We start from the raw sequence: 12,427 nt of genomic DNA on the forward strand, positions 1-12,427 counted from the left end.
AAAAGCCGAAGTTTTTAGAAAGAAGGAACTATTTTGAGTACAGAAAAATTAGATCATTATATTGCAACTGTAGAACGAGAAATCTTGTCCTTTACAAAGTGCATTGATAAGGATGCCTTGCAAAAGGCAAATAAAATTATTCAAACAAGTAAAAAAAATCATGGCCGGGTGCATATTACCGGTGTAGGCAAACCAAGTCACGTAGCCGAATATATTGCCGCATTAAACTCTTCTATCGGTACCCCAACTTATTTTTTAGATACAACGGAAGCCGTTCATGGATCAGCAGGACAAGTGCAACCAGAAGATGTCGTGATCGCCATCTCAAATTCAGGTCAAACCGAAGAATTAAAACGAACGGTTCTAGCCTTGCAAAAAATCGGTGTAAAATTAATTGGGGTCAGTGGGGGCAATGATTCTTGGCTACATGAACATGTGGATGCCTTTTTATTTGCAGGCGTCAAAGCAGAAGGAGACGATTTAAACAAACCACCGCGAAATTCTATCTTAGCTGAAACAATTATTTTACAATGTTTATCAGTCTTGCTTCAAGAAGAACAGCAATTAGGATTAGATGAATATTTCTTATGGCATCCAGGTGGTGCTTTAGGTCAATCCATTCGCGATTTGAAGGAGGAAGCATGATGAAAATTAAAGGAATTGTAACGGCTATGGTAACACCTTTACAAGCAGACAACTGTGGCATTGATGAACAAAAAACTCGTCAGTTAGTCGAACATTTAATTACAAATGGTGTGGCGGGCTTGTTTGTTTTAGGGACAAACGGTGAATTTTATGCTTTATCAACAGAAGAAAAAATAGCCTTAGCCAAAACTGTCGTTGAACAAGCAGCTGGTCGCGTGCCAGTTTTTGCAGGAGCCGGTGGTATATCAACCCAAGCCGTCAGTGATTTAGCTAATGAATTTGCCAAAGTCGGTGTAGATGCCGTCTCAATCATTACGCCTTTTCTAATCAAAATTAGCGATCGAGAATTAATCAATCATTATCAAGAAATTTCTGAAAAAACCCAATTACCAATTATTTTATATAATATTCCAAGCAATACAGGCATCAATATTAGTGAGGCGGCCTTTAAAGAATTAGTGAAAAATCCAAAAATTATTGGGATTAAAGACAGTAGTGGGGATGTCGAAAATATTAAGATGTATATCGAAAATAGTCGACAGCGAGCAGATTTTTCGGTGCTAGTTGGTTCAGATTCTAAAATATTAACTGCTTTAAACTTAGGCGCTGATGGGGCAGTTGCAGCCACGTCTAATGTTTTAACTAAAACAGATGTTGCAATTTATGATTTATATCAGTCTGGAGATTTAGCTGGAGCTCAAGTTTTACAAACAAGTATTGATGAATTTCGTCGGGTGTTAAAATTTGCCACTGTTCCCGCTGTTTTAAAATATTCCTGTGGTTTAATTGGGTATCCTGTGGGAAAAACTAAATTACCAGTATTACCGGTAAAAGAAAAATATGTGGCCGAAATTAAAGAAGTCCTAACAACTTATGGGACCATCGAAGGATTTGAGGTACAATAAAATGAAAAAATTAAGAGTTTTATCGCGCATTGAAAAAGAAAAATTAATGGCTATTATTCGAGTTGAAACAATTGATCGTGCCAAAGAAATTGTTGATAGTTGTTTAGCCGGAAAGATTTCTTGTTTGGAAATTAGTTATACGAACGACAATGCCGGAGAAATAATCGAACAATTAAAAACGATTTATGCAGATCAAATTTTAATTGGCGCTGGAACAGTTTTAGATAGCGAAACAGCAAGACTGGCTATTTTAAATGGGGCAGAGTTTATTATCGCGCCTAATTTTCAATTGAGCGTGGCTAAAGTTTGTCATCGTTACCAAGTTCCTTATATGCCTGGGTGTACAAGTATGACAGAAATCATTACCGCTTTGGAAGCTGGTTCAGATATGATTAAAGCTTTTCCAACCTCTTCTATTGTAGGACCAAAGATTATTTCAACTATTAAAACGCCGATGCCTCACGTACCAGTTTTATCCTCTGGTGGGGTTACTTTAGACAATGTTACTAACTGGTTACAAGCTGGAGTGGATTGTATGGGTGTTGGTACGCTACTTTCAAAGGGCAGTCAAGCCGAAATAGCTGAGCATGCTCAAACTTTGCGTAAACAAGTGGATGCTTTTATGAATTAAATTCGAGATGGGAGGAAAACAACCAATGGCTTCAATTGATCAACGAACATTCCAATTAATTGAAAAAATGATTGAACGACCCTTTAATACGGCTCAACATTTGATGAAACAACTTTCTTTGTCCAAGTCCCAAGTGGAATACGCTGTATCTAAAGCTAACGTTTTGTTACAAGAAGCTGGAAAAACTCCCATCGAAATCGGCTTAAATAATTTTATTTTAGCCGAGTCAAGTCGTAACTATTTCTTAGATTTTTTGTCTAAAGAAGATGTTTTTTCCGTCTATGAATTAAGCGGAGAAGAACGCAAAAAATATATTTTTTTGATGACCCTTTATTATCATGAAGAATATTTATCGATTAATCATTTTCTCGATGCTTTGCAAGTTGGGAAAACAACTTTAATCAGCGATATGAAAAAACTAGAAGAAGAACTGCAACGATTGCATATTGAGATCTCTTATTCCCGAAAAGAAGGCTATCGCTTACAAGGAGACGAGGCCGAAATTCGTTACTATTTAATGCGAATTATTTTCGAAGATTTCAGTAAAAACAACGCGCATTTTTTATATGATTACTTTTTATATCGGGAAAGTACCGTGGATAAAAAAAGGATTTTTGCAGTTGTTGAAAGCGAATTAAATCATTATCACATTAATATAGTCGAAAATCGCATGAATGAATTTTGTTATATGCTAGTTTTTTTACTACCCCGTTTGAATAAAACCTGGGCTGAATTTTATCAAAATTACAGTTTTCAAACTTTTTTCGAAACCAAAGAATATCAATTTTCAACCTCTTTATTAGCCCAATTTCAGATTGAAAATAAATATGCTAAGCTTTATGTTTGTGGTTGGATGTTGGGTATGGCCATGGGGGATGCAAAACAAAACTCCCCAGATTATTCGATTATTGATGAGCTAGTTGACCGAATTTTTGAGCGGTTTGAATTATTGTCAGGTATTCGTTTTAAAGATGAACGTGCTGCAAAACAACAACTATACAGCCATTTTCGGCCGGTTTATTATCGTTTATTTTTCCATTTGCCGATTGTTAATGTTTTACACAAAAAAATTGTGCAAGAATTTCCTGATATGTATCAAATTGTCCAAGAGACGATGAAGCCTATTGAAGTTCTATTTGGCACCGAAATTCCTAATGAAGAAGTTTCATTTTTAACCTTACATTTTGCCTCTTTGATTGATGAATATGACGAATATCAAGTTCAGCAAAAAATTGGGGTTATTGTTTGCCCCAACGGTATTGGTAGTTCAGCAATTGTTTATAACGAGTTGAAAAGTGTTTTTCCTGAGATGATTTTAATTGGTCCCATGGAAACCAATGCGCTGGAAACAATTAGTCAAAGCTATGATATGGTTTTTACCACCGTTCCCAATATTCGTTTATATGCTTTGAAAAAGCCTGTTTTTGTCGTCAATCCAATTATGTCCATTGATGAAAAATATCGACTGGTTCAAGCTGTTCAAAACGAGGGCAATCCTCAGTATGAAGATTATCGTGTAGAAGATTTACTCGCCATTATCAAAAAACATGGGACGATAACGGAAGTGTCAGCTTTAAAAAAAGAATTGAACGATTATTTACAAGGTCGCAATAATAAGTCGCATAAGCATGCTTCTAAAGTCGTTAATAGAAATAAACAAGCTGAATTTAATTTATTAGATATTTTGAAACCGGAGTTTATTCAATTGCAAATTTCTTCTCGCAGTTGGGAAGAAGCCTTGTATGTAGCGGCCGCCCCTTTAGTGGATGCCGGAGTTATTACTAGACATTATATTGAAAAAATCATTCAAACAACTCGTAATGAAGGTCCTTATATGGTGATTACCGAAAAAGTAGCCTTACCCCACGCCCGTCCTGAAGACGGTACGCTAAAAGTTGGATTAGGCATTACAGCTTTAAAAGACGAAGTTGTAATTTTAGGCAAGACACCGGTCAAATATATCTTTACCTTATCAGCTGTGGATAATAAAAAACATTTGTCTGCCATAGCAGAATTAGTTTCTTTTCTGGATAGACCCGAATTTTTCACGTTGTTGGATCAAGCAGAAGATCCTCAAGAAGTCTATGCCTGGGTTGAACAACATATTGAATCCGATTGAACGTAAAAAGTTACTACTATTTATAAAAAACTTTTCCTTATTTGTTTAGTTACAATGAGGGAAAGTTTTTTTATTTGAGATCAGATGAAAAAATATGGGAAGCACATTTTCTGAAGCAAGTAAATCAACATTATGCCGTTCAATTTGGAACAGCATATCAAACAGCTGCGTAATGCTTATCTTAATGCATGAAAAAAGGAGTGGATTTCTCCACTCCTTAAAAGTCTAACTTTTGGGATCACTACAAAAATCGATTTTCCCAAGCCTTTTTTCATTTTTAAATCGTCACAGTAATCGCCGCAGCAGCTAAAATCAGTACTAAGCCGATAATCGTAATGGTCATTTCTTTTTTGGTTTTCTTTTGTCCTAAGAACCAGATCCCCGTCAAGGTCGCTAGTACCACCGAGGTTTGCGACAAAATAAAGCCGGTTGCCAAACCATTCATATCTGGTTGAGCAGAGATCAAATAGGTCAACGCCGCAAAGGCGAAGAAAAAGCCAGAAAATATATGTTTATATGACACCACTTCAGTAAAGGCCGATTTTTCTTTATCTTTGAAGCCTAAAAATACCGAGTAAGCGACAGCGACTAAAAGCATACCTATCGCTTGGGGTAAGAAAGCCTGCATCCCATTGATAGAAGTTGCTTGGGGAGCAGCTGAATACGCCCAGTAACCAATTTCACCGACAGCTAATAAGAGGATAGCTTTTTTCAAAATACTCGCTTTTTCTTGCGTCTTCTCCTCTGTCCAGACCGTCATCCACGCACCTAAAATGATTAAGATCAATGCGAATCCGCCTAATAATTTGGCACTCATTCCTGGCCAATTTCCTAGCGCGAACACGCCCCACAGCGACGCGCCTAATAGTTGGAACGCGGTAGTGATCGGCATGGCCCGTGACGAGCCAACCAAGGTAAAAGATTGGAACGTAATGATCTGCGCCGTCGCCCAACCAACCCCAGAGAGAATGGAGAAGACTAGATCCATACCACCTGGCAGACTCATACCATTGATCAGGGCAAAAATTAATGCGAAGATCAACGTACCGATAGTAGATCCTAGAATTTGATTGACTGGTCGCCCACCGATTTTTGATGCAATGGTCGGATAGAGTCCCCAACCAAGTAACGGTCCTAGACCGATCAAAATTGCTGTTGCATTCATGTTGCTTCCTCCTTTTTAGGCTGTTTAAAAAACAACGCCGCTTTCTAATAGAATATTTGCGTAAGGCGTCATTTCTCCCGTTCGAATAAAGGCATGGCTATCTTTTAGATTCGCCTTCATTTCGCTATGAGGAATAAACGTCACTGGTGTTTCTGGCAAACGGTCTTGGATTTTTTTCAGCATAGCCGGATTCTCTGTTTTGATTTCTTCCGCTAAATAAATTCGTTGAACTTCTAGTTCTTCCAACACATTATTTAGTACATCCATAAAACTTGGAATCCCATTATCGACGGCAAGATCGATTTTTTCCGTTGTCTGAGGGACGGGCATCCCCGCATCGCCAATACTTAATAGATCAAAATGACCCATTTGGGCAATCACCCGTGAGATATCTGAGTTGATGACTTTTGTTTTTTTCATAGTAAACGTCCTTTCTCTACACTAATTCGTTTTTATAAGGGATCGATGGTTGGGCACCAAAGCGTTGAACAGTTAAGGAAGATGCTTGATTACCAAATGTAATGGCCTCAGCTAAATTGCTGAAATCTTTTTTTAATACACTACTCATTGCACCAATAAAGGTATCTCCGGCTGCGGTTGTATCCACTGCTTGAACCTTAAAGGCTGGGATGATTCCACTATGTCCTGCCACATCATAAAAGGCTCCTTTACTACCAATCGTGATGATGACCGCTTCAATACCTAATTGATGCAGTTGATCCGCTGCCGCTTTCAAACTAGCTTCATCGGTCACTTTGATTCCCGTTAAAATTTCAGTTTCTGTTTCATTGGGAATGATCATATCGGTCACTTCCAATAACTCCGTCGGTACTTTTTCTAACGCTGGAGCCGGGTTTAAAATCGTCTTTACCCCGGCTTCACGAGCAATTTTGAAGGCTTCGATCGTACTTTCTAAGGTGCTTTCAAATTGCGCGATCACAAAATCGCTGGCTTTGATCAGCTCTTTATATTCTTCTACCTGCTTAGGGGTAAAGGCGTTGTTCGCACCTGAATGAATCATAATGCTGTTTTCCCCTTGATCATCAACAATGATATAGGCTTGGCCGGTCGCTTGCTTTTCCAACGTTTCTACACCAGTTACTACGATGCCTTCTTCTTTCAAAAGCGCTAGCATCATTTCACCTGCTTCATCGTTGCCCACTGCGCCGATGAAATTCGTGTTCGCTTCCGCCCGTTTCGCTGCTACGGCTTGATTGGCACCTTTTCCGCCACCTGCTGAAAAAATTTCTTTTGTATGCATTGTTTCTCCAGGTTTGGGCATTTGTTTCACTCGGATCGTCCGATCAAGGTTGATGCTGCCAATTACTGTAATCGTATTCATTTTGTTCACTCCGTTTCGTAGTCGTTAAGTTGAGTCCATTTGCAATTGATTAAAACGTTTTATTAAAACGTTTTAATTCGACACCAAAAATATAGCACAGCTTGAAAGCTATTTCAAGCGTGCTGTTGAAAAACGTTTTATTAGTTGAACTGCGAGCATTAATTCTTCCCAATCCTTTTCAGGTTCTTGGATTCTTTTTAGCAATAATTCTGCGGTGGTCTGACCTAACTCATAGATAGGCTGAGCAATCGTCGTCAGCTGCGGTGTGACGTACTCACACATGTCAATATTGTCGTAGCCAATCACGCTATAATCTTGCGGAATTTTCTTGCCCGCTTCTGCTAACCCTAAATAAAGTCCAAATGCCAGCTCATCATTAATGGCAAAAATCCCTGTGATATCTGTGTCATGAATTTTTTTAGCTGCTTGTCGTCCGCCTTGCTTTGATAGCTCACTATGGATCAGTGTGGCTTCAGGAAAAATCTCCCGAAAACCAAGCAAACGTGTTGCGATATTTTCCGGCGCATCTTTCGGTAAGACCACCGCAACCTTTTGATGTCCTAGCTCTTGCAAGTGCTCACCTGCGAGTCTCCCGCCAGTATAATCATCTGTCAAGACCGCATCGCTGAAGCCTTCTGCTTTCTTTTGATCCAACACGATAAACGGTAAATTTTTTGTTCGTAACGTTTCATTAATGGCTTGATTTGAGATTGCCGAACTCGCAATAATATAACCATCTACGCCCCGACGACTCAACTCTTCTAAATAATCTATCTCTTTTTTTGTATCCAGATCGGCATTACATAACAAGGTCACGAAATTTTCCCGATACAATACACCTTCAATTCCACGAATCAATTGACTAAAAAAAGGGTTCGTAATATCTGGGACTAGCACACCAATGGTCTTACTTTTTTTCATGATCATACGGCGAGCAAAATAATCCGGCTCATAATTCAATGCCTGTTTCGCGGCTAAAACCTTCTCTACTGTTTTAGGACTGAATTTACCGTCATTTCCGTTTAAAATCTGGGAAACCGTTGCGATTGAGACACCCGATTGTTTCGCAACATCTTTGATCGTAATTTTTTTATTTGTCATTTAATTCTCTCCTGCTTTACACTCTGCTACATTTTCTCACGAAAGAGTTTTCCTGTAAATACACTCATCGAAAACTTGCCAATCCGAGATTATTTTTCTATACTGCTTATGACACGTTTATAGGAGTGAAGGAATGGATAAAAAAACAAAAATCATTTTAGGAATCGTCGGACTATTAATTATCGCACTTATCGCAGCAGGAAACTATTTTTACTCTTACGCCGTTGTTCCAACGGAAAAAGATTTTATGTCTGAAAGCTCAGAGAAAAAATCGGCTGAATTGATCGCAGCCGAAAACTGGTTCAATAATAAAAATAACCGTAGCGAATGGCAGCTGCAGTCAAAAGATGGACTGAAATTATCCGCTTATTATTTACCTGCACAAAAAGATCAACACAAAACCGTCATCATCGCTCACGGCTATATGGGGCAAGCCAGCGATATGCCGCAATACGCTAAAATTTATCACGATCTCGGCTACAATGTCTTAATGCCGGATGCTCGTGGTCATGGTAAGAGCAAAGGTGATTATATCGGCTTTGGCTGGCCCGAAAGAAAAGACTATCTCCAATGGATCGACCGCATCGTTAAGGATGACAGCCAGTCAGAAATCGTTCTTCACGGTGTCAGCATGGGAGCAGCGACAGTTATGATGACTAGCGGCGAAAAGTTGCCCGAAAATGTCAAAGCCTTCATCGAGGATTGCGGTTATAGCTCTGCGAAAGATGAGTTAAGCTATCAGTTAAAGGATATGTTCAACCTACCAGCCTTTCCGTTGATTCCTGTAACCAGTCTAATTACAAAAATCCGTGCAGGCTACTTCTTTGGCGAAGCCAATGCAGTTAAGCAGCTCCACAATAATACGAAACCGATGCTCTTTATTCATGGAGACAAGGATGATTTTGTCCCATTTTCAATGCTAGATAAAGTCTACGGAGCTACTAAAGGACCCAAAGAAAAATATGTCGTTCACGGTGCGAAACATGCCGAAGCCTTGAGTACTGATCCGGCTATGTATCAGGAAAAAGTCACTGGATTTTTGGAGACGTATGTGAAATAAAGCGTAACGAGGATTCTCCTCGTTGCGTTTTTTTTTTACGTCTATTTCTTACAGTTTTCGTTTCACCGGGTTTCGTTTCTTGTCACAGTGAATCCTACACCAGCAATTTTGTTTCACTCGGCAACCTCTTTTAGCTAGAGGAGAAAGTGATCCGCCCACTTCTCACTTTTTTCACTTACGGAACAGTTCCATAATACCGTCTTTCTCGATATATTTTTTGAATCCTTACCACCTGTTTCCAATGACGAAACACGGGATGTTGACTAAACATCTGCAGCAGTAACAACGCCCATTCTGCCACGGAAAAATACGCCCGAAAATAGTAAAAATAGCGTCTCATACTGCTTGTGGGTGCATCTATATAAAGTGTGCGAATCAATTCGCGACACGGGGTCTCAAGCGCTTCTGTTCCTAATTGATCACGAATCTGCAATACACGAACCAGCTTGATCACGCAGTTTTTATTTTTGCTGACTTGGTAATACAACGTAATTCTTTTTTCCAACGTTTGGGGCTTTAAACTAAATAGCTGCTTCGCTGTAAAGGGCTGTTCTTGCATATTCGTCACCCCCTTTTTTCTCTTCACTACTATTAACGAAAGTTTCTGGACAAATGCGTACCTTTTTTTATTTTTTTAATCGTTTAAATAGATTTTTTATTTATTGGTCGATACGTGCAACAAAAAAAGCAGATCACTGTTTAAGTTGATCTGCTTCTCTTATTTTTTTAAAATTCTCCTGGATTCGACTCAATCATGACTTTGATCTCGTTGCCTTCCATCACTTTATCAAATGCTGTCCGCCATTCTTCCAACGGATATTTTTTGGTAATCATCTCATCGATATTAATCGCACCTTTAGCCAGTAAATGAATCGCAATCGGCCAATCGTACGGATTTTGTGAGCGGCTACCAATGTATTGAATCTCACGTTGAATGATCGATTCCGTGTCAAGATCCACCATTTTGTTAGCAAAAAGTCCGACTTGTACGAATTGCCCTTGCTTCCGAATCAACGGCAAGCTGGCATTCACTGCCGGCACGGCACCCGAGGCATCATACACTTTATCAACGCCATAGCCATCGGTTACTTCGTTGACCACCGCCGCTAAATCTTCTTTCATTGTATCCACAATAATATCCGCACCGAGTTTCTTCGCCAATTCCAAACGATGGGCATCTTTTGTGATCCCAGTCATAATAACGAAAGCGCCGATTTCCTTAGCGATTTGCAGTAAGAACAAGCCGATTGGTCCAGGTCCCATAATAATGATCGTATCCCGTAATTCCAAGTGACTCTTCTGATACATTGCATGGACACAGCAAGCCAACGGTTCACTCATCGCTGCCCCTTCAAAACTTAGATGATCCGGTAAAATATGAATACTTTCTTCACGAGCCAAGACGTAATTTGCCATACTACCATTTTGCTGTGTACCGATTCCTTTACGATAAGGACATAAATTGTATTGTTTTTCTTTGCAGTAATCACATTTTCCACAGACATAAAAAGTTGTTTCGCTAGTTACCCGATCGCCTACTTTGACTTTTGTGACCTTTTCGCCAACGTCAACGACTTCACCAGAAAATTCATGGCCTAGTACAACCGGCGTCGTTGGATTTTTGTATTCCCCTTTAAACGTATGGATGTCTGATCCACAGATCCCAGTGTACGCTACTTTGATTAATACTTTGTCGTCTACTGCCTCTGGTACTGGTAAGTCGATAAATGCCATTTGGTCATAACCGGGCGCTTGCTTCGAGACGCCCTTCATCATTTTACTCATTTCAATAAGCCCCCTACATTACTTGTGCTACTAATTCTGAGAATTTCAAGAAGATCCATTTTAAGAAGTTTCCGCCGGTATCTAAGTTAGTGATTTCAGCGGCACCATCTGGGAATTTGACGATTCCTTGAGCCATTTCCGTAATAACTGGTGCAAAGTTTGTTGCCATCAATAACGCCGCAGCCATAACGACAGTCAATGAAATAACTGAGTGCAAAATATTTCCCTTACGACTTGGTACCACCAACGCTGCGAAGAATGGGATCGTTGCTAAGTCACCAAAAGGCAAGACACGGTTTCCTGGTAAAATAACCGCTAAGAATAAAGTGATCGGTACCATCAAAAGACCGGTTGATAACGCCGCAGGAGACCCTGTTGCTAACGCGGCATCCATTCCTAGATAGATTTCGCGATCGCCGTAACGGCTTTGTAGTAGTTTTTGTGCTCCCTCTTGAATTGGAATTAAGCCTTCCATCAAGATTTTAACCATCCGTGGCATCAAGAACATCACACCACCCATGTTCATTCCGATTTGTAAAATCCCAATCAAATCGTAGCCACCTAACAAGCCTAAGAACATCCCGATGATAATCCCCATGATCATTGGCTCGCCAAAAATACCAAAACGTTTTTGAATCGTTTCTGGTTTTACATCTAATTTATTAATTCCAGGAATTTTATCTACCAACCAACCTACTGGTAACGCTAGAACAGCGTATCCTTGCGCCGATCCGGTTGTGATACTAATTCCTTCTAAGCCATAATATTCTTGAACTTTTGGAGCGGTTTTGTCAGCGATAATTTGGATAATAATCGTAAACAAAATCCCACACAAGATGCCAAAGAAAAAACTTTTTGTTACAATATAACCAGTTGCTGCTACAGAACTAACATGCCAGTAGTTCCAGATATCGATATTTAATGTTTTGGTCCGGTTTAGCGCCAACATAATTAAATTCACGATTAAAATCACTGGAATCATCACAGCCGCGATTGGTTGCGCCCAAGTCCCGGCTGAGACTGCTGGCCAGCCAGCATCAATGATCGTTAGATTCAATCCGAATCGTTCAACCATCGCTTGCGCTGCAGGACCAACGTTTGTAGTCAAGACCGTAATGACCAGGTTAATCCCGATCATCCCGATACCTACTGTTATCCCTGAAATAATTGCTTTTTTAATTGGCACTCTAAAAATAAGACCAACGATAAAGATAATGATCGGCAACATAACACTGGGTCCGGCACCTAAAATACTCTGTACCACATCCATTAAACCATCCATACATATTTCCTCCTATGCTATAAATTAATTTTTTAAACCCCTGTTTTAACGGTGCAATTTCCCACGTTAGACGTGGGAAACTGCTCATTTATTAAATAGCTTTTGCGGCTTCAATAATTTGTGCTTCCACTTTATCCGCTCCGATTCCAGTTAAAAATGCCATTGCTTTAATCGCTGGAATCTTGTATTCCGTTGGTAGCATTGTTGTTGAAATCAACATATCCGCGTCATCTTGTTTCGAAGCCGCTTCAGAAATTTTAATTTGCGTAATTTCTACTGGCATTTGATTTCTAGCAAATAAATCCTCGACTTTTTTCATTACGACTGTTGATGTTGCGATTCCTGCTCCACAAGCTACTAATACGCGAATTTTTTTCATGATAACTATCCCC

The 12,427-nt window shown here is 39.5% G+C and carries 13 protein-coding genes; 5 read left to right on the forward strand and 8 right to left on the reverse strand.

Translation table 11 applies throughout. The features are described 5' to 3' along the window. The first annotated feature begins 33 nt into the window (after positions 1 to 33). Genes FFM67_RS03135 through FFM67_RS03150 form a run of 4 tightly spaced genes read left to right on the forward strand, consistent with a single transcriptional unit; the run spans position 34 to position 4,300 of the window. Positions 34 to 645 carry an SIS domain-containing protein gene (locus FFM67_RS03135; protein WP_137613178.1) on the forward strand — a complete coding sequence of 204 codons (612 nt, stop codon included), beginning with the start codon at positions 34 to 36 and terminating at the stop codon, positions 643 to 645. Next, the gene (gene dapA / locus FFM67_RS03140) at positions 645 to 1,550 is read left to right on the forward strand and encodes a 4-hydroxy-tetrahydrodipicolinate synthase (RefSeq protein WP_137613237.1); all 906 of its coding nucleotides are present in this window, start codon (positions 645 to 647) and stop codon (positions 1,548 to 1,550) included. Before FFM67_RS03135 ends, dapA begins: the two co-directional genes overlap by 1 nt. Before the next feature lies 1 nt (position 1,551). Continuing rightward, entirely contained in the window at positions 1,552 to 2,181 is a 630-nt protein-coding gene (locus FFM67_RS03145) for a bifunctional 2-keto-4-hydroxyglutarate aldolase/2-keto-3-deoxy-6-phosphogluconate aldolase (protein WP_137613179.1), read from the forward strand. Between the two features lie 25 nt (positions 2,182 to 2,206). Next, positions 2,207 to 4,300 carry a BglG family transcription antiterminator gene (locus FFM67_RS03150; RefSeq protein ID WP_137613180.1) on the forward strand — a complete coding sequence of 698 codons (2,094 nt, stop codon included), beginning with the start codon at positions 2,207 to 2,209 and terminating at the stop codon, positions 4,298 to 4,300. 277 nt (positions 4,301 to 4,577) lie between these two features. On the opposite strand, the gene rbsU is transcribed toward FFM67_RS03150, so the two are convergent. From rbsU to rbsR, 4 genes are all read right to left on the reverse strand, one after another. After that, positions 4,578 to 5,465: a ribose/proton symporter RbsU gene (gene rbsU / locus FFM67_RS03155; RefSeq protein ID WP_137613181.1), complete on the reverse strand. Its 888-nt coding sequence runs from the start codon at positions 5,463 to 5,465 to the stop codon at positions 4,578 to 4,580. 24 nt (positions 5,466 to 5,489) lie between these two features. Beyond that, positions 5,490 to 5,885, reverse strand: coding sequence for a D-ribose pyranase (rbsD, locus tag FFM67_RS03160; protein ID WP_137613182.1), 396 nt, complete (start codon positions 5,883 to 5,885; stop codon positions 5,490 to 5,492). 16 nt (positions 5,886 to 5,901) lie between these two features. Next, positions 5,902 to 6,807: a ribokinase gene (gene rbsK, locus FFM67_RS03165; protein ID WP_137613183.1), complete on the reverse strand. Its 906-nt coding sequence runs from the start codon at positions 6,805 to 6,807 to the stop codon at positions 5,902 to 5,904. A 108-nt stretch (positions 6,808 to 6,915) separates the two neighbouring features. Then, the gene (gene rbsR, locus FFM67_RS03170) at positions 6,916 to 7,908 is read right to left on the reverse strand and encodes a ribose utilization transcriptional repressor RbsR (RefSeq protein WP_137613184.1); all 993 of its coding nucleotides are present in this window, start codon (positions 7,906 to 7,908) and stop codon (positions 6,916 to 6,918) included. A gap of 133 nt (positions 7,909 to 8,041) precedes the next feature. Between rbsR and FFM67_RS03175 the strand changes: the two genes are divergently transcribed. Then, complete coding sequence (locus FFM67_RS03175) at positions 8,042 to 8,968, forward strand: alpha/beta hydrolase (RefSeq protein WP_137613185.1); 927 nt, start codon at positions 8,042 to 8,044, stop codon at positions 8,966 to 8,968. Between the two features lie 175 nt (positions 8,969 to 9,143). Here the strand turns inward: FFM67_RS03175 and FFM67_RS03180 are convergent, their stop codons facing one another. From FFM67_RS03180 to FFM67_RS03195, 4 genes are all read right to left on the reverse strand, one after another. After that, positions 9,144 to 9,527, reverse strand: coding sequence for a hypothetical protein (locus tag FFM67_RS03180; protein ID WP_137613186.1), 384 nt, complete (start codon positions 9,525 to 9,527; stop codon positions 9,144 to 9,146). Between the two features lie 167 nt (positions 9,528 to 9,694). Beyond that, complete coding sequence (locus tag FFM67_RS03185) at positions 9,695 to 10,753, reverse strand: zinc-binding dehydrogenase (RefSeq protein WP_137613187.1); 1,059 nt, start codon at positions 10,751 to 10,753, stop codon at positions 9,695 to 9,697. Between the two features lie 13 nt (positions 10,754 to 10,766). Further along, positions 10,767 to 12,035 carry a PTS galactitol transporter subunit IIC gene (locus tag FFM67_RS03190; RefSeq protein ID WP_137613188.1) on the reverse strand — a complete coding sequence of 423 codons (1,269 nt, stop codon included), beginning with the start codon at positions 12,033 to 12,035 and terminating at the stop codon, positions 10,767 to 10,769. Positions 12,036 to 12,126: 91 nt separating this feature from the next. Continuing rightward, on the reverse strand, positions 12,127 to 12,414 hold the full coding sequence (locus FFM67_RS03195; RefSeq protein WP_137613189.1) for a PTS sugar transporter subunit IIB: 288 nt from the start codon (positions 12,412 to 12,414) through the stop codon (positions 12,127 to 12,129). Between the last annotated feature and the right edge of the window lie 13 nt (positions 12,415 to 12,427).

This window comes from Enterococcus viikkiensis, assembly GCF_005405345.1.
GTDB lineage: Bacteria > Bacillota > Bacilli > Lactobacillales > Enterococcaceae > Enterococcus_A > Enterococcus_A viikkiensis.